General features: G+C 60.8%; 14 protein-coding genes, 1 tRNA gene and 1 pseudogene. 7 read left to right on the top strand and 9 right to left on the bottom strand.

The genetic code is table 11. The features are described 5' to 3' along the window. Positions 1 to 145: 145 nt before the first annotated feature. On the bottom strand, positions 146 to 487 hold the full coding sequence (locus ASD99_RS09590; RefSeq protein WP_056580544.1) for a DUF2147 domain-containing protein: 342 nt from the start codon (positions 485 to 487) through the stop codon (positions 146 to 148). 449 nt (positions 488 to 936) lie between these two features. Here ASD99_RS09590 and ASD99_RS09585 point away from each other — a divergent pair, with 449 nt between their 5' ends. Together ASD99_RS09585 and ASD99_RS09580 are read left to right on the top strand one after the other, a co-directional pair. Beyond that, entirely contained in the window at positions 937 to 1,203 is a 267-nt protein-coding gene (locus tag ASD99_RS09585; RefSeq protein ID WP_010915070.1) for a sel1 repeat family protein, read from the top strand. Between the two features lie 393 nt (positions 1,204 to 1,596). Continuing rightward, positions 1,597 to 2,718, top strand: coding sequence for an ABC transporter substrate-binding protein (locus tag ASD99_RS09580; protein ID WP_057143416.1), 1,122 nt, complete (start codon positions 1,597 to 1,599; stop codon positions 2,716 to 2,718). Positions 2,719 to 2,807: 89 nt separating this feature from the next. Here the strand turns inward: ASD99_RS09580 and ASD99_RS09575 are convergent, their stop codons facing one another. From ASD99_RS09575 to ASD99_RS09555, 5 genes are all read right to left on the bottom strand, one after another. Next, positions 2,808 to 4,790: an acetyl/propionyl/methylcrotonyl-CoA carboxylase subunit alpha gene (locus ASD99_RS09575; RefSeq protein ID WP_057143415.1), complete on the bottom strand. Its 1,983-nt coding sequence runs from the start codon at positions 4,788 to 4,790 to the stop codon at positions 2,808 to 2,810. A 136-nt stretch (positions 4,791 to 4,926) separates the two neighbouring features. Continuing rightward, a complete protein-coding gene (locus ASD99_RS09570; protein ID WP_057143414.1) occupies positions 4,927 to 6,534 on the bottom strand; it encodes a carboxyl transferase domain-containing protein in 1,608 nt (535 codons plus the stop codon). A 1-nt stretch (position 6,535) separates the two neighbouring features. Beyond that, a complete protein-coding gene (locus ASD99_RS09565) occupies positions 6,536 to 7,699 on the bottom strand; it encodes an isovaleryl-CoA dehydrogenase (protein WP_057143413.1) in 1,164 nt (387 codons plus the stop codon). Next, on the bottom strand, positions 7,668 to 8,309 hold the full coding sequence (locus ASD99_RS09560; RefSeq protein WP_056580530.1) for a TetR/AcrR family transcriptional regulator: 642 nt from the start codon (positions 8,307 to 8,309) through the stop codon (positions 7,668 to 7,670). Before ASD99_RS09560 ends, ASD99_RS09565 begins: the two co-directional genes overlap by 32 nt. 71 nt (positions 8,310 to 8,380) lie before the next feature. After that, positions 8,381 to 8,665, bottom strand: a complete 285-nt coding sequence (locus ASD99_RS09555) for an acylphosphatase (RefSeq protein WP_057143428.1) — start codon at positions 8,663 to 8,665, stop codon at positions 8,381 to 8,383. Positions 8,666 to 8,830: 165 nt separating this feature from the next. Between ASD99_RS09555 and ASD99_RS09550 the strand changes: the two genes are divergently transcribed. Further along, positions 8,831 to 9,823 carry a GNAT family N-acetyltransferase gene (locus tag ASD99_RS09550; protein ID WP_057143412.1) on the top strand — a complete coding sequence of 331 codons (993 nt, stop codon included), beginning with the start codon at positions 8,831 to 8,833 and terminating at the stop codon, positions 9,821 to 9,823. A 138-nt stretch (positions 9,824 to 9,961) separates the two neighbouring features. Here ASD99_RS09550 and ASD99_RS09545 read toward each other — a convergent pair whose 3' ends face one another. Continuing rightward, positions 9,962 to 11,074, bottom strand: a complete 1,113-nt coding sequence (locus ASD99_RS09545; protein ID WP_057143411.1) for a pyridoxal phosphate-dependent aminotransferase — start codon at positions 11,072 to 11,074, stop codon at positions 9,962 to 9,964. Positions 11,075 to 11,284: 210 nt separating this feature from the next. Here ASD99_RS09545 and ASD99_RS09540 point away from each other — a divergent pair, with 210 nt between their 5' ends. Beyond that, positions 11,285 to 12,949, top strand: a complete 1,665-nt coding sequence (locus tag ASD99_RS09540) for a tetratricopeptide repeat-containing sulfotransferase family protein (protein ID WP_057143410.1) — start codon at positions 11,285 to 11,287, stop codon at positions 12,947 to 12,949. A 160-nt stretch (positions 12,950 to 13,109) separates the two neighbouring features. On the opposite strand, the gene ASD99_RS09535 is transcribed toward ASD99_RS09540, so the two are convergent. Together ASD99_RS09535 and ASD99_RS33205 are read right to left on the bottom strand one after the other, a co-directional pair. Further along, entirely contained in the window at positions 13,110 to 14,297 is a 1,188-nt protein-coding gene (locus ASD99_RS09535) for a porin (protein ID WP_057143427.1), read from the bottom strand. 18 nt (positions 14,298 to 14,315) lie between these two features. Then, on the bottom strand, positions 14,316 to 14,507 hold a 192-nt coding region (locus ASD99_RS33205), incomplete at its 3' end, for a porin (protein ID WP_027038050.1). 472 nt (positions 14,508 to 14,979) lie between these two features. Here ASD99_RS33205 and ASD99_RS09530 point away from each other — a divergent pair. The 3 genes and pseudogenes from ASD99_RS09530 to ASD99_RS09520 all read left to right on the top strand — a co-directional run bounded on the left by ASD99_RS09530 (position 14,980) and on the right by ASD99_RS09520 (position 16,726). After that, positions 14,980 to 15,070, top strand: a tRNA-Ser gene (locus ASD99_RS09530). Between the two features lie 184 nt (positions 15,071 to 15,254). Beyond that, positions 15,255 to 15,488 carry a GIY-YIG nuclease family protein gene (locus tag ASD99_RS09525; protein ID WP_056580512.1) on the top strand — a complete coding sequence of 78 codons (234 nt, stop codon included), beginning with the start codon at positions 15,255 to 15,257 and terminating at the stop codon, positions 15,486 to 15,488. Positions 15,489 to 15,611: 123 nt separating this feature from the next. Then, positions 15,612 to 16,726, top strand: a pseudogene (locus ASD99_RS09520) (porin). The last annotated feature ends 229 nt before the right edge of the window (positions 16,727 to 16,955 follow it).

Here is a 16,955-nt window from a genome sequence, read left to right as displayed (position 1 = left end):
TGCCTCCTGCCAAAATCTCCTGACACAAACTGTCCAAGACACTTCAATCACATAACAAAAAACCCCGCCGAAAATCGACGGGGTTTGTCAGCAGTCTGACGGGGCCCGTCGGGGCCCCGTTTTCATTTCGGAAGGATGCGGTCGATCAGAGCTTGTGCCAGATCTGGCTCTTGCAGATCAGTCCGCCGAGCACGCAGCCGCTCATCTTCAGCGAGGTGCCCGACAATGTCGCCTTGCCCGAATAGGTCTTGTCGTTTGCCGGATCGGTGATGTTGCCGGCATATTTGCTGTCGCCTGTCGCCTTGAGCGATCCGATTGTCTTCCCGGCATATTTGCCGGACTTGAGCGTGATGGAAAACGATCCGCCGCCAGCGATGGCTGCGGTGTCGCCGGCCTGCGTCTTCCAATCGCCCTCGATCGGATCGGCCCATGCCGCACCCGCCATGATCAATGTGGCCACAAGGGCCAGACTCACTTTTCGAAACATGTCTTCCTCCCTTTGGATGTCCGGCCGGATGCTCCGCCTCGCCGGCCTGCCGCTTACGCAAACGTAAGCTAATCCAGCTCCCGGCAAAACAAAAGCGGTGCCGCAACGGAGGACTTTCGGATTTTGAAAGGCCCTGAATGCGCCTCCCGGCCAAGGAAATGAAACGATCGGCGCTTCGCCTTTGTCTCCCGTGGTTAGCGAAGTCTTGACTTGGCGTCAGAAAATTCTCGTCAAATTTGACGCAAGCAGGCTGAATTGCTGGCTTTGTATCCTTAACGAATTTTCGCGTTTACCTCTTGTTTTAGCTTTGTTTTCCTCAAATTAAGCACGCCATTTAACGACGGATTCAAGCCTGCACGGCATTCTCGAAAGCATCGGAAGAGCAGCCAGCAAGGACGAACGAAGGCAGCTCTCGGGAGCCTGACAGGGGCCGGAAACAGGGGATTGAAATGGCACGTTTTGAAATGCTTGAAGCAGGTTTCGGCGCCATGGGAGCAACTGCCCAGGCCGACATTCTTTTCGAACTGGGCATGATGTATGCGACCGGCCGCGATTGCGAGACCGATGTCGTTGCCGCCCACAAATGGTTCAACATCGCCGCGATCAAGGGCTCGGCCCGCGCCGCGGAATTGCGTTCGGAACTGTCGGCGGCCATGTCGAAGGTTGAGATCGCCAAGGCGCTTCGCGAAGCCCGCGAATGGATGACCATGCACTGAGATCTGCCAATCGCTATCGAAGACAGGGAAGCTCCGGGATCAAGGCTGCACAGACAGCCAGACCCGGCGGAATGGAAGGCCGCGCAAGACGGTCGACGACATAAAGACATAAAAGAGAAAGAACGCGGCAGGCTGCAGGGCCCGGTCGTGCGCGACGCAGGGAAGGTGAGCGGGATCTTTAGGCGCGGGGGCGCGTGGAGATTGCTCGACGGGCAAAAAGCCACGACCAGCCGGAACAAGGCTGGCGTGGCTTTTTGCGTGGATGACGTCTTGCAGGCCCAATCGAGCGGCGCCAATGCGCCTAGACAGGCCCAAGGAAGGATGAAATTGTCCGGCCTCTCTGGAAGAAGCGCGGCCGGGGCGGCAGCGCGTGAGTGGAGGAGTTCTACCATCATGAAAAAATTGAGTATGTTGAACGCGGCCATATTCGGCCTGATGATGAGCACGCCGGTCGCATTCGCCGACGACATCACCTTTGCGGTGATCGGCCCGATGACCGGACAGCTCGCCACCATCGGCGATCAGTTCAAGCAGGGCGCACAGGCCGCTGCTGACGCCATCAACGCCGCTGGTGGAGTCAACGGGTCGATGATCAAGCTCGATATCGAAGACGACCAGTGCGATCCCAAGCAGGCCGTGTCGGTCGCCAACCGCGTCGTCGCCGATGGCGTCAAGTTCATCGACGGCCATGCCTGCTCGGGTTCGAGCATTCCGGCCTCAGCGGTCTATGCCGAAGCCGGCGCTCTGATGATGAGCCCGGCTTCTTCCAATCCGGTGCTGACCGACGCGGCGGCCAAGGCCGGCTGGCCGACGATCATGCGCCTTTATACGCGTGACGATGCGCAGGGCGCCTTCATCGGCCCATGGATCGCCAAGAAGTTTGCCGGCAAGAATGTCGTCGTCCTGCATGACAAGAGCGCCTACGGACAGGGCGTGGCTGACGCCGTCAGGGCAACGATGAATGCCGGCGGCCTCAAGGAGGTCTACTATGACGGCATCAACGCTGGCGAGAAGGACTATTCGGCTCTCGTCACCAAGCTCAAGGACTTGAAAGCCGACGTCGTTTATTTCGGCGGATACCATCCTGAAGCTGGCCTGATCCTGCGTCAGTCGGCGGAACAGAACCTGAAGTTCCAGCTGATCATGCCGGACTCCATCGCCTCGCCGGAGTTCTGGCAGGTTGCCGGCCCCGCCGGCGAGGGCACCATGTTCGTCTTCCCGTCGGATCCCCAGGCAAAGCCGGAAGCCAAGGCAGCCGTCGAGAAGATCAAGGCCGGCGGTTTCGTGCCGGAGGGCTTCACGCTGTTCTCTTACGCCACCATCCAGGCTTTCGCTGAAGGCATCAAGCGCGCCGGCAGCGACGATCCGGCCAAGGTGGCCGAAGCGTTGAAGAACGGTACGCCGATCAGCACTGTTGTCGGTGATGTCACCTTCGACGAGAAGGGCGACCTCAAGAATGCCAGCTACGACATCAACCAGTGGCATGACGGCAAATACGCGCCGATCGCGCAATAATCGCGGCCCTGGCGACTGGATAGCATAGAGAAATGGCCGGGCTCGCCCCGGCCATTTCTTGTTTGCCCTGTCGTTTGTCTTCCGAACCGTCAGCTCACTGCTGCGGTCGAGGCGTTATGGTCCTCGACGAACCGCACCAGCACCGTACCGTCGGTGACCTGCGCACCCTCGGTGGCGATCTCGGCGATCACGCCGTCATGCGGCGCGGCGATGGTGTGCTCCATCTTCATTGCCTCGAGGATCAGCAGCGGTTGGCCTTTGATCACGGCATCGCCTTTTGCCACGCGCACCAGCTTGACCAGCCCCGGCATCGGCGCACGCAGGCTGCCGGCACCTGCCGCTGCATCATCGGTTCGTGCCAGCGGGTCCGGCACGGCGAAAGTATAGCCAACGGCGCCTTCGAACACGGTGATGTGGCCTGGCCAGCAGGCGAGGCGCGGCGTGGCGCGAAAATCATGCGAATTGGTGTCGTCATAGGGCTTGTCCAGCGTGACCTGGAATCGCCCGTCCGGCCGCACCGAAACCTTCGCTGCGATATCGTCTTCGCCGAACTTCAGCCGTGTGCGTCGCGCCACGCTGTGGAAATGCGCGTAGCCGGCAAGCGACGACCACGGATCGTTGGATGGCGGCGCTGCTCCGGCGCCGGAGGCCGCAACGGCCGCAGCAGCAATGGTTTCGCCGGTCGGCGGCGCGACCTCGGTCAACGCCGGCTGGTGCCTGGCGATCAGGCTGGTGTCGACATCGCCTGCGGCAAAGTCCGGATCGGCGGCCAGAGCGGCAAGAAAGGCGGTGTTGACGGTCGAGCCGGCGATCTCGGTTCGCGACAGCGCCACGCCGAGCGCGTCGAGAGCCGCCTGCCTGTCCTTTGCGTGGACGACCAGCTTGGCGATCATCGGGTCGTAATAGGGTGAGATGGCGTCACCCGCCCGCACGCCGGTCTCGATGCGCATCGTGGCGCCTTCGGGGGCCGCGTCCGGAAATTTCAGATGATGCAGCGTGCCAGTCGCCGGCAGGAAGCCTTTTGCCGCGTCCTCGGCATAGATGCGCGCCTCGAAGGCATGGCCGGTGAGCGAGATCTCGCTTTGCATCTTCGGCAGCTTCTCGCCCGATGCGACCCGCAACTGCCACTCGACCAGATCGGTGCCGGTTACCATTTCGGTGACCGGATGTTCGACTTGCAGGCGGGTGTTCATTTCCATGAACCAGAAGCGGTCGGCCTTCAGGCCTTGCGAGGCATCGACGATGAATTCGACGGTGCCGGCGCCCGAATAATTGATCGCCTTGGCGGCCTTTACCGCTGCCTCCGTCATCGCCTTGCGCAGCGCCTCGGTCATGCCGGGGGCGGGCGATTCCTCGGTCACCTTCTGGTGGCGGCGCTGCGCCGAGCAGTCGCGCTCGTAGAGATGCACGACATTGCCGAAACTGTCGCCGAACACCTGCACCTCGATATGGCGCGGCTTGTCGACATATTCTTCGACCAGCACTCGGTCGTCGCCGAAAGCGGCTTTTGCCTCGCGTCGAGCACTGGACAGCGCCTCGGAAAACCCGTCGGGATGCTCGACCCGGCGCATGCCCTTGCCGCCGCCGCCGGCGCGCGCCTTGATCAGCACGGGATAGCCGATCTCGCGCGCCTTCGAGGCCAACAGCACGATCTCCTGCGCCTCGCCATGGTAGCCCGGCACGACCGGCACGCCGGCCTTTTGCATCAGCCGCTTGGCGGCATCCTTCAGCCCCATGGCACGGATCGAGGCCGCCGACGGGCCGATAAAGGTGAGCCCCGCCGCCGCCACCTGGTCGACGAAATCGGGGTTTTCCGACAGGAAGCCGTAACCGGGATGAATGGCTTGCGCGCCCGTGGCCAAAGCCGCGGCGATGATCTTGTCGCCGCGCAGATAGCTTTCGCCGACCGGCGAGGCCCCGATATGCACCGCCTCGTCGGCCATCTCGACATGCAGGGACTTTGCGTCGGCATCCGAATAGACGGCGACGGTCCGCACGCCCATCTTCCGCGCCGTGCGGATGACACGGCACGCGATCTCGCCGCGATTGGCGATCAGGATCTTGGCGAACATGGGGCCTCCCTAGCCATAGTTTGCTTGGAGCGACGCAGACGTTCCTTTGCGCCCCCGTGCTTGGCAGTCCGGCCCTTGGCGTCGGCCTCTCCCTTACCAAGGGAGTGCCCTACGGATGATGCACGTTGGCCGGTCATCACATCCTGAACACGCCGAAGCGCGTCTCCTCGATTTCGGCGTTGAGTGCGGCGGACAGGCTGAGTGCCAGCACGTCGCGCGTCTTCGCCGGGTCGATGATGCCGTCATCCCAGAGGCGTGCGGACGAATAGAGCGGGTGCCCCTCATGCTCGTATTTCATCAGGATCGGCTTCTTGAATTTCGCCTCTTCCTCGGCGCTCCATTCGCCGCCCTTGCGCTCCATACCTTCGCGCTTGACCATGGCGAGCACGGTTGCCGCCTGTTCGCCGCCCATCACCGAGATGCGGGCATTCGGCCACATCCACAGGAAGCGCGGTGAATAGGCGCGGCCGCACATGCCGTAATTGCCGGCGCCGAACGAGCCGCCGATGATGATCGTCACCTTCGGCACCCTGGCGGTGGCGACCGCCATCACCAGCTTGGCGCCGTCCTTGGCGATGCCGCCCGCTTCGTATTTCCTGCCGACCATGAAGCCGGTGATGTTCTGCAGGAAGATCAGCGGGATCTTGCGCTGGCAACAGAGTTCGATGAAGTGCGCCCCCTTCAGCGCGCTTTCGGAAAACAGCACGCCATTGTTGGCGATGATGCCAACCGGCATGCCATGCAGATGGGCAAAGCCGGTGATCAGCGTGATGCCGTAGTTCTGCTTGAACTCATCGAATTCCGAGCCGTCGACGACGCGTGCGATCACCTCGCGCACGTCATAGGGCTGGCGCTGGTCGGTCGGCACGATGCCGTAGAGTTCATCCGCCGGATGAAGCGGCGGAATCGATTTCTGTAAGTTCAGACTTACAGTCTTGTTCCGATTCAGGTTTTTGACGATGCGTCGGCAGATGGCAAGCGCATGGTCGTCGTCCAGCGCATAGTGGTCGGCGACACCGGAAAGCCGTGTGTGCACATCGGCGCCGCCGAGATCCTCGGCACTGACGTCTTCGCCGGTGGCCGCCTTCACCAGCGGTGGACCGCCGAGGAAGATGGTCGCTTGGTTGCGCACCATGATCGTTTCGTCCGACATTGCCGGCACATAGGCGCCGCCCGCCGTGCAGGAACCCATGACGCAGGCGATCTGCGGGATGCCGGCCGCCGACATGTTGGCCTGGTTGTAGAAGATGCGGCCGAAATGCTCGCGATCGGGAAACACCTCGTCCTGGTTGGGCAGGTTGGCACCGCCGCTGTCGACGAGGTAGATGCAGGGCAGATTGTTCTGCAGTGCGATCTCCTGCGCCCGCAGATGCTTCTTGACCGTCAGCGGATAATAGGTGCCGCCCTTCACCGTGGCGTCGTTGACGACGACCATCACCTCGGTGCCTTCGACGCGGCCGACCCCGGCGATCATGCCCGCCGACGAAATCTCCTCGCCATACATCGACCATGCGGCGAACTGGCCGATCTCGAGGAAGGGTGAGCCGATGTCGAGCAGTTGGGCGAGGCGTTCCCGCGGCAACAGCTTGCCCCGGGAAACGTGGCGTTCACGCGCTTCCTCCGAGCCGCCGCGCTCGACAGCTGCAGCTTTTTCCGCAATGTCGGCGACCAGCGCCCGCATGCGCTCGGCATTGGCACGGAAGGCTTCGGAGGAGGGCGAGATCTGGGTTTGGAGTACTACCATGCTACACCCCCTCCGCCATGATCTCGCGGCCGATCAGCCAGCGGCGGATTTCGCTGGTGCCGGCGCCGATCTCGTAGAGCTTGGCGTCGCGCAGCAGGCGGCCGGTCGGATAGTCGTTGATGTAGCCGTTGCCGCCAAGCAGCTGGATGGCGTCCAGCGCCATCAGCGTCGCCTTCTCGGCGGCAAACAGCACGCAGCCCGCGGCATCCTTGCGGGTCGTCTGGCCGCGGTCGCAAGCGGCGGCGACAGCATAGACGTAAGCGCGTGCGGCGTTCATCGTCGTGTACATGTCGGCCAGTTTGCCTTGCACCAGTTGGAACTCGCCGATCGCCTGGCCGAACTGCTTACGCTCATGCACATAGGGGATCGCCACGTCGAGGCACGCCGCCATCAGGCCGATCGGGCCGCCGGCAAGCACCGTGCGCTCATAGTCGAGGCCCGACATCAGCACCTCGACACCGCGACCTTCCTCATGCAGCACGTTTTCGAATGGCACTTCGACATCCGAAAAAACCAGTTCGCCGGTGTTGGAGCCGCGCATGCCGAGCTTGTCGAGCTTTTGCGCCACGGAAAACCCGGCCATCGCCTTCTCGACGATGAAAGCGGTTATGCCGCGCGATTTCTGGTCCGGATCGGTCTTGGCATAGACGACCAGCGTCTCGGCGTCCGGCCCGTTGGTGATCCACATCTTGGTGCCGTTGAGCACGTAGCGGTCGTTGCGCTTTTCGGCGCGCAGCTTGAGCGAGACGACATCCGAGCCGGCGCCGGACTCCGACATCGCCAGCGCGCCGACACGCTCGCCCGAGCACAGCGGCGGCAGGTATTTTTCCTTCTGCGCCGGTGTCGCCCAACGGTTGATCTGGTTGACGCAGAGATTGGAATGGGCGCCGTAGGAGAGGCCGACCGACGCCGAGGCGCGCGAGATCTCCTCGACGGCGATCACATGCGCAAGATAACCCATGCCGCTGCCGCCGCAATCGGGGTCGGCGGTGATGCCAAGCAGCCCGAGTGCGCCGAGTTCACCCCACAGATGCGCCGGGAATTCGTTCGAGCGATCGATGTCGGCGGCGATCGGCGCGATGCGATCCTGAGCAAAGCGCCGCACCATGTCGCGCAGCGCCTCGATTTCCTCGTCATGCCCGAAGCTGAGCGTGTTCGTGTACATCTCGTTCCTCCCCGGCAGATGTGGCGCCAACCAGGCGCATTGTCATCGAAAGATATGTCGCCGTCACTTCAGCGATCGATAGCCGCTCGCCCGGCCGAAACCAAACGATGACGCCGGTCATCATCTGGATCAGCGCCATGGCCGTCAGACCGGTGTCGTCGATGCTGAAGGCGCCCGCCTCGGCGCCGTCGCGCAGGATGGCGCGCAGCTCCTTCTCGTAAGCTGTGCGCATGCGCAGGATCTGTGTCAGCCGTTCGGGCGACAGGCTGCGCAATTCCATGTTCGACACATGCGTGGCGTGCCGTCGCTCGATATGAAAGGCGATGTGATTGCGCACATAGGCCGAGAGCAGTTGCGCCGGATCTGCATCGGTCGGCCGGGCTGCTTCCCATGCTGTGGCCAGACCTTCCATGTGCTCGCGCATCAGGGTGAACAGAAGCTCTTCCTTGGTTGGAAAATAGCGGTAGAGCGCGGCGACCTGGACGCCGACTTCGGCGGCGAGTTGGCGCATCGACATCGCCTCGTAGCCAAAACGCGCGATCAGATTGACCGCCGCCTCGCGGACGGCTGCTTCGGTCTTTTCGCCATCGGATCCGGTGGTGCGTGCCATGTCAGCTCCTCTAAGGAGCAATAATAAAACGAACGTTCAATTAATTCAAGGCGCTCGAACCAGTTCCGCCTTCATGCAACGATCCTGAATCCAACGTAAGCGTTTCCGGCTGCCAACTCCTCGACGTCGACCCTGGAAATCGAAGCCCCGGCCGGCCCTTTCCAGAGGTGCTCGATCATTGTCGAGACCGCTTCATCGAGGCCTGCAATCTGGGCCGTTACTGACCCATCCGCTTCATTGCAAACCCAGCCCGTAAGACCAAGGCCTGTGGCCTCGCTCCGAACCCAGAGTCTGAAGCCGACGCCTTGCACATTGCCGTAGACGCGCGCCCGCACTTTCCTGCGATGACCAGCCATGAACCTCTCCAAGCCTGTCTCGTTGGAATCTGGTGCATGGCTCAGGGAATGCAACCTGAGAATTGCGGGCGCGACGCCGCAGCTGAACTTCTGGCCTTTTGAAATTTAATTGACTCAGTCCACTAATTTTGGAAAATGAGCTGCCTCATTAGGAGCTGGACCCAGATGTTGGATGAACGAAAAGCATTGGTGGCCGATATCAGGCGCTTCAATCGCTTCTACACACGCACCGTTGGCCTTCTTGACGAGACGTTGACACAAAGCGCATTCACTTTGACCGAGGCGCGTGTGCTTTTCGAACTCGGCCACCTTGATCGTCCGGCAGCTTCCGAGACTGCTGGGGAAGGCGGCTTTCTTGCCAAGGCTTTTCTTCTGGAGATAGGCTCCACTGCCTCCGACATCGCCAGGCAACTGCGCGTCGATGCCGCTTATCTGACACGGATTCTACGCAAATTCGCCGGCGAGGGTCTAACCGAAACCCGGACCGATCCGGCCGACAAGCGCCGGCGCATCCTGTCGCTCACGGCGAGAGGCGAGGCAGCCCTTTCAGGGCTCCAGGCTGCGGCCGATCGGGACACGGCGCGGTTGATCGAAAGCGTGCCCGACGACAGGTTGCAGGAGTTGGGCAGCGCCTTGCGCAAGGCAAGGGAACTGCTGGGCGATCCCGCCCGTGAGAACAGCCAGGTAACGCTGCGGCCGCATCGCGTCGGCGACGTCGGCTGGGTCGTGCAGCGGCAGGCCCAACTCTATGCCGAGGAATATGGCTGGACAATCGAGTTCGAGGCCATGCTCGCCGAGATCGGCGCCGATTTCATCCGCAATTTCGTGCCCGGCCGCGACTTCTGCTGGATCGCCGAACGCGGTGGTCAGCCAGTCGGCGCGGTGTTCCTGGTTCATCAGGATGACAAGGTGGCCAAGCTGAGGATGCTGCATGTCGAGGCAGCGGCGCGGGGCCTTGGCATCGGCAAGCGCCTTGTCGCGGAATGCGTGAACCAGGCCCGCGCTTGCGGCTACATCAGGCTGGTGCTGTGGACCAACGACATTCTCGTCGCGGCGCGCGCGATCTATGAGCGCGCCGGCTTCAGGCTGGTCTCGCAGCAGCATCACCACAGTTTCGGCAAGGATTTGATCGGCCAAACCTGGGAGCTGGATCTGTAAGCAGCTTTGCTGCTGGTTTGCGCGCCCAGCGGTATCCTTGAGCAATTCCAGGAAAAGTGTGAAACGGTTTTCCGCCCGGAATTGCGTCAAAACAAAGAGTTAGAGCGGTTTGCCGTTTCCGTGAAACGGAAAACTGCTCTAGTTCCCCCGCGCTGCCGCCAAAGCGCCCGGAAGTTCCTCGGCTAAAATGTCCAGTTCGTGGTCAAGTCCGACGCTGACGCGAATGCAGCGGTCGAGCACCGGCACCATCGGCTTGCGGATGAACACGTCGCGTGACAGCAGGCCTTGCAGCACTTTCAGCGCGAAGGGCCCGTCGCGGCCGCAGTCGATGGTGACGAAGTTGGTTGCCGACGCCAGCGGCTTCAGCCCGTTCACCTCGGCTATCCCGGCTATGCGTCGGCGGCCGGCGGCGACCCGCGCCACCACGCTCCTGAGATAGTCCTGATCGGCGAGCGCCTCGACGCCGGCGATCTGCGCCATGCGGCTGACGCCGTAATGGTTGCGGATCTTCTCGAAGTCGCGGATCACCTGAGCTTCGGCCACCGCATAGCCGCAGCGTATGCCGGCCAGCCCATAAGCCTTCGAAAAGGTGCGCATGCGGATGACGTTCGGCCGCAAGATATCGATCGGCGGCAGCGCCGAGGCCGGTCCGAGTTCGCCATAGGCCTCGTCGAGCACCAGCATGGTGGTTTCCGGCAGCGCCTCGATGAAGGCGATGAGTTCGCCTGCCTCCCACCAACTGCCCATTGGATTGTCCGGGTTGGACAGATAGACCAGCGGCGGCTTGTCCTTGCGTGCCGACGCGAGCAGGCCGTCCAGGCTTTCCCTGTCGTTCTCATAAGGGACCGCCACCAGCCGTCCGCCGACACCGGCAATATGGAAGTTGAAGGTCGGATAGGCGCCGAGCGAGGTGACCACCGTATCGCCAGGGGCCACATACATGCGTGCGACAAGGCTGAGGAGGCCGTCGATACCTTCGCCGACAACGACGTTCTCGGCCTTCACGCCATGATGCGCTGCAACCGCCACCTTCAGATCGAAATTGTCGGGATCGCAATACATCCACATGTCGCCGGCGATCTCGGCCATGCGGGCGATGACGCGCGGCGAAGGCCCAAAGCTGCTCTCGTTGGCACCGATGCGGGCGCGAAAAGCGCGGCCACGCTCGCGCTCCTGCGCTTCGGGTCCGACAAAGGGCACGGTCGACGGAAGCGCGTCGACGAGCGGCGTGAGGGGAGGGCGCTGGCGCATGGCAAAAGCTTACGAGAAGATGGTCCTTCTTGCTAGCGTGGCAGATTGGCGGGTGCAAGTTGCGAACAGGGAAATGGTGATCTGGTCCGCTGGAAGGGTTCCGAACAATTGGGCAACGTGGCCATGATCGAATCGATCGGGATGATGACTGCCGGTGGACGTCCATCTCTCTCGCTGGATTTTGCCACTCGATTTTGCTAGCGAGGCATAATGAATACTAGACTACCGCCCGCTTGGTCCAAACATCTGAAGGCCCAACCCTCGCCGCCTGCCAAACAGCTGCAAGCAAAACCGCTGCAGTCGACGACGTCGCGTACGCAGCCTGACGACTCGCTTTTGCGGCAGGCACTCGAACTACAGCAGGCGGGACGACTGCCGGAGGCCGAGGAACTCTGTCATCGCGTTTTGGCACGCACACGCAATCATCCGCTTGCTCTATACATTCTCGGCACGCTTGGGCTGGGCTTCGACGACGAACTGGCGATCGAATATCTCTCGCGAGCGGCAGCCCAGGAGCCGAACAACCCGTTCTATCAGCTAACGCTTGGCGAAGCGTGGTCGAAAGTTGGCGACTATCCGCCGGCAATCAAGCATCTGCAACGGTCGTGCGAGTTGAAGCCCGGCTTGGTGGAGGCACATTGCTGCCTGGGACAGGCTTACGCGAGGTTTGACAGGGGCGAGATGTCCCTGCTTTCCTATGGCAAGGCGCTTGACCTCGACAGAGATCATCCCCTCGCGCGCACAGGCGTAGCACGCACCCTCATTAATCTGGGGCGAATGGACGAGGCGGCCACTTACTTGAATGAAAACATTGCCCGGCGCGTTTCAGTGGCCCAATCCTACAACATCCTGGTGGGCTTGCGAAAATTTTCCTCTGAGCCGCCTGAACTTGCGTCGATACTGAACGAACTAGGCAACTCCGCAATTTCGGCCGCCGAAGCTCATGATCTTAACTTTGCCGCGGGAAAAGTTCTCAACGATCTTGGTCGCTACGACGAAGCGATGGATCATTTCCTGACGGCCAGAACGTTCAAGGTCCGCGATTTTGACATAGATGCATGCCGCAAGCGGGTCGACGCTTTGATTTCTCTGTTCGATCCCAAGTTGCTGGCTGCCATGGAAAGTTATGGCGACCCGTCCGAAGCGCCCGTGTTCGTGCTAGGAATGCCCCGCTCGGGAACCACCCTGACGGAACAAATTTGCTCAAGTCATCCCGACGTACAAGGGGCTGGCGAATTGACCAAGCTCGGACGAATGGCAGCTGCCATTGGTCTGAGGTTGGGCTCAACGGAAGCTTTTCAGCAAACCATTCGATCGATGTCCACTCAGCAATCACAGGCGCTGGCCAAGGACTACCTATCCAATATGGCTCTCTACGCTTCCGACGCATCGCGTATAGTCGACAAGATGCCTCATAATTTTGAACTGATCGGGCTGATCGCGATGATTTTCCCAAAGGCTCGAATTATTCATTGCAAGCGTGACGCAATCGACAATTGCGTTTCGTGTTTCATCTCAAATCTTCAGCATGGCCACAGTTATAGCTACGATCTCAAAACACTCGGCCTGTATTATCGCGAATATGACCGCCTTATGAGCCACTGGAAGGCCGTTTTGCCTGGGCGGATTTTCGACAATCGCTATGAGGATATGATCTCGGATCAAGAGGGGCAATCGCGGCGCCTCATCGATCATCTCGGCTTGCCCTGGGACGATGCCTGCCTGCGCTTCTTTGATAGGGGCGGGTCGGTCAGAACTCTCAGTCGCTGGCAGGTTCGCCAACCGATCTACACGTCATCGGTAAAGCGATGGAAACATTACGAATCCAAGATCCAGCCCTTGATCGAGGCCCTTGGCGATCTGGCCGATATTTGATCCGGAAATCCAGAGTCATCGTGAGTTCACCCAGCGTCGCTTGTTCCAGCGATCCAGGCGACCCCTGAGCACGCGACGCTTTGCAAGACGAAAGGGCGCTACGACGCAAAAAACCCGGCGGTTGCCCGCCGGGTTTTCGTTTTCGACAAGTCGAAATGTATTAGAACGAGCGCTGGAAGCGGAGGAGGCCGCCGACGCTGTTCTTCTTGTCGGCCGGGGTCCAGGAGACGTTATCCGTGCTGCCGTCGCCGAACTTGCCGGCATGAAGATAGTCAACTTCGGCCGTGACTGTGAAGCCGGGGACGATGTCGTAAGCGACGTTCGCTGCAACGCCGACGTTCTTCCAGTCATCAGCAGACGCTTGAAGGTTGAACGAGGTCTTCTCGTTGAACTTGTAGGTGCCACCGCCCCACACTGCCCAGTTGCCGCCCCACTGCTTGTAGAAGCCACGACCGCCCGCAGGCTGATCGTAGGTCGGGTCGGTGAGGTTGTCATCCGTGCCGTAGCCACCCATCAAGAACAACGACAGCTCGTTGGAAACATTCACATCCAAGCGAACCTTGCCAGCGACTTCTTCGTAGTTGCTGTCGTAGGCAACGACACCAGTGATCGCGCCCCAGCCTTGCGTCCACTTTACGCCGCCGACAACATGCGGGACATAGCTGTCGATCGTGCCAACGCCATACCTGCCGTTGCCGAGATCGTCGACGGAGCCAGCGCCCGAGCCTTCTTCGAGCGAGAGCACGGCTGAGAAGCCATTGCCGGCGTCGAAATAGTACTGGACGACGTTGGTGTCGAAATCGCCGTAAGGAACCAGCGTATCCTGGATGACGTTGCCGGCATAGCCGATGAACGTATCGAAGGCCGATTCGTCCTTACCGACGCGCAGACCACCGAGCTGGATCCAGGCGAAGTTCAGCGATACGTCCTTGTTGTGCGCATCGTTCGAACCAAAGTCGGGATCGGCATTGCTGTTGCCGAAATTGAAGCGGGTCTCCGTGTAGGTCTTCAAGGTGCCGAGTTCGGTTTCCTGGCCGGTCCAGGTCTTCAGCGTGAAGCGGGTGTTCTTGGCCCAGGTTCCCTGGTTCTTGCCGTCCTGCACGTCGTTGGAGCGAGCGCCATCGAACGAGCCGACGTCGCCGGCGCCGATGTCATAACGGACATAGCCGCCGATGCGCAGGCAGGTTTCGGTGCCCGGGATGTAGAAGTAGCCAGCGCCGTAGACGTCGCAAATCTTGACGTATTCAGCGGGTTCCGGCTCGGCGACGACGACGGCGTCGGCGGCGCGCGCACCGGAAACTGCGATCAGTGCCGCAGCGGAGCCGAGGAGAAGGCTCTTGATGTTCATTTTCTGACCTCCAGTCANACGGACATAGCCGCCGATGCGCAGGCAGGTTTCGGTGCCCGGGATGTAGAAGTAGCCAGCGCCGTAGACGTCGCAAATCTTGACGTATTCAGCGGGTTCCGGCTCGGCGACGACGACGGCGTCGGCGGCGCGCGCACCGGAAACTGCGATCAGGGCCGCAGCGGAGCCGAGGAGAAGGCTCTTGATGTTCATTTTCTGACCTCCAGTCAAAAGTTAAAAAACGGGTCTGGGTATTCTTTGCTGAAGGACAGCGTTCCCTGCCCCATCCCCACTACCGAAAAAGATGCGCACCGCGCCGCTCCTTCGAAATCGACATTACCCATGAGCCGGCGGCGTTCAACCACGATCGTACCGGCGAAAGGGCTGTTCGGCTGCTATCCCTTGGCGTTGTTGCACAAATGACACGATTTGGCCTCACTCAGAAAGCTCTCGTTAACCATCTGCCCCTCCGCAACCCCTTGTTTGCGGCCGAATCCGGCGATCGGCTGACGGAATCAAGGCCAGACCCCGAGTCGCCAGCCAGGAAACCGCCGCAGAACCGCCGCATCCGTGGAAAGCGGTGCTTCGGTGCGTTGTTATTTTTCCATATAATGGCTTCTTTTCCGAGATAATGGCTGGGGGCTTGTTGATTGTGTCGGCGCTTTTCTTTATCCAGCGGCGCAACGGAGAGGTGGCCGAGTGGTCGAAGGCGCTCCCCTGCTAAGGGAGTAGAGGTCAAAAGCTTCTCGTGGGTTCGAATCCCATCCTCTCCGCCATCCTGCTTCGCTCTTCGAGCTTCGCAGGACAAGCCCAGACCTCTACTCGAAGCAGGATGCCCTCCGAGGCCTCGGCGAAGGAGGGCGCAAGTACCTCAGAATCCTTGCAAAACAGGTTGGCTGTCCTCCTGCCAAGAGCCAGGATACCCTTCGTTTGGCGAGGGAGGGCGGTTTCGTGTGGTAGGTGTATCTTCTGGAGAGCGAGGCTGCGGAAGGCGAGCGGTACGTCGGCATAACGTCGGACCTGAGACGGCGGCTTGCCGGGCACAATGCCGGAAAATCCAGCCACACGTCCAAGTTCCTGCCATGGCGAATCGTGACCTACATGGCCTTCTCGAGCCAGGCCAAAGCGGCTTCATTCGAGCGTTATCTCAAATCCGGCTCTGGGCACGCTTTCGCCGACAAACGGCTGTGGTGACGGCCGCGCGCCCGCATCAAATCTCACATTTTTTCGATATAACGCAGCAATAACAATCCGTTATCGTGAAAGCACGGGCCGTAGCTTCTACCGTTTCGTTCGATTCTGACTGGAGGTCAGAAAATGAACATCAAGAGCCTTCTCCTCGGCTCCGCTGCGGCMCTGATCGCGAACCCGCTGAATACGTCAAGATTTGCGACGTCTACGGCGCTGGCTACTTCTACATCCCGGGCACCGAAACCTGCCTGCGCATCGGCGGCTATGTCCGCTACGACATCGGCGTCGGCGACGTCGGCTCGTTCGACGGTGCGAAGTCCTTCGACCATGAAGACGGCGAAAGCCAGAGCACCTACTTCAAGAACGCCCGCTTCGCGCTGAAGACCTGGACCGGCCAGGAAACCGAACTCGGCACCTTGAAGACCTACACCGAGACCCGCTTCAACTTCGGCAACCGTCAGGCCTACGGCGGCTCCACCACCGACGATGGTGATGTGGTTGGTCCGAACAATGCGTTCAACAAGGGTGTTTCGCTCAACTTCGCCTGGATCCAGCTTGGTGGCCTGCGCGTCGGTAAAGACGAATCGGCCTTCAATACGTTCATCGGCTACGCCGGCAACGTCATCAACGATACGCTCGTTCCCTACGGCGATTTCGACACCAACGTCGTCCAGTACTACTTCGACGCCGGCAACGGCTTCTCGGCCGTGGTCTCTCTCGAAGAAGGCTCGGGCACGAAGGGCACCATCGACAGCTACGTTCCGCACGTCGTCGGCGGCGTCAAGTGGACGCAGGGCTGGGGCGGCATTTCGGGTGTTGTCGCTTATGACAGCAACTACGAAGAAGTCGCCGGCAAGGTTCGTTTGGATGTCAACGTCAACGACCAGATCTCGCTGTTTATCATCGGCGGTTACGGCTCGGATGACAACCTCTCCGACCCGACCTGGGCCATCCCGGCTGGCGGTCGCGGCTTCTACAAGCAGTGGGGCGGCAACTGGGCAGTGTGGGGCGGTGGCACCTACAAGTTCAACGAGAAGACCTCGTTCAACACTCAGATATCGTATGACGAAGACGAGAACCTCGGCATCGCGGCGAACATCGCCTATGACGTCGTTCCCGGCCTCACGGTCACAGCCGAAGTCGACTACGTCAATGCGGGCAGCTTCCCGGCATCCAACTGGACCAATGCAGACGATGACAGCAACATCGGCGGCATGCTTCGCTTCCAGCGCTCGTTCTAAGGGCTGGTTCTACACAGGTGAAATCCAGCCCGGGCGCTTCAACGCCCGGGCTGTTTTTGTTTCGTGACTGGGTCAAGGAAAACAGAAGGAACAGGGGGTAACGGTAGCTGAATAGGGTCCGTGGGATGGTTTCGTGGGATCCGCTGATGGGCGGAGGAAATCACAACTGCGTGATTCAAATCTCTTGAAAGGGCGCCTCCAAGCGGATAGGGCTGATCTATCCCACTCG

This window comes from Mesorhizobium sp. Root695, assembly GCF_001428185.1.
GTDB lineage: Bacteria > Pseudomonadota > Alphaproteobacteria > Rhizobiales > Rhizobiaceae > Mesorhizobium.
This window is presented reverse-complemented; position numbering and strand designations above follow the sequence as displayed.

Excerpts from the sequence above, each read along its gene's own strand:
- ASD99_RS09565 (WP_057143413.1), bottom strand. The coding sequence starts at position 7,699 with ATGTACACGAACACGCTCAGCTTCGGGCATGACGAGGAAATCGAGGCG.
- ASD99_RS09545 (WP_057143411.1), bottom strand. The coding sequence starts at position 11,074 with ATGCGCCAGCGCCCTCCCCTCACGCCGCTCGTCGACGCGCTTCCGTCG.
- ASD99_RS09570 (WP_057143414.1), bottom strand. The coding sequence starts at position 6,534 with ATGGTAGTACTCCAAACCCAGATCTCGCCCTCCTCCGAAGCCTTCCGT.
- ASD99_RS09585 (WP_010915070.1), top strand. The coding sequence starts at position 937 with ATGGCACGTTTTGAAATGCTTGAAGCAGGTTTCGGCGCCATGGGAGCA.
- ASD99_RS09540 (WP_057143410.1), top strand. The coding sequence starts at position 11,285 with ATGAATACTAGACTACCGCCCGCTTGGTCCAAACATCTGAAGGCCCAA.
- ASD99_RS09580 (WP_057143416.1), top strand. The coding sequence starts at position 1,597 with ATGAAAAAATTGAGTATGTTGAACGCGGCCATATTCGGCCTGATGATG.
- ASD99_RS09590 (WP_056580544.1), bottom strand. The coding sequence starts at position 487 with ATGTTTCGAAAAGTGAGTCTGGCCCTTGTGGCCACATTGATCATGGCG.
- ASD99_RS09550 (WP_057143412.1), top strand. The coding sequence starts at position 8,831 with ATGTTGGATGAACGAAAAGCATTGGTGGCCGATATCAGGCGCTTCAAT.
- ASD99_RS09575 (WP_057143415.1), bottom strand. The coding sequence starts at position 4,790 with ATGTTCGCCAAGATCCTGATCGCCAATCGCGGCGAGATCGCGTGCCGT.
- ASD99_RS09560 (WP_056580530.1), bottom strand. The coding sequence starts at position 8,309 with ATGGCACGCACCACCGGATCCGATGGCGAAAAGACCGAAGCAGCCGTC.
- ASD99_RS09555 (WP_057143428.1), bottom strand. The coding sequence starts at position 8,665 with ATGGCTGGTCATCGCAGGAAAGTGCGGGCGCGCGTCTACGGCAATGTG.
- ASD99_RS09535 (WP_057143427.1), bottom strand. The coding sequence starts at position 14,297 with ATGAACATCAAGAGCCTTCTCCTCGGCTCCGCTGCGGCACTGATCGCA.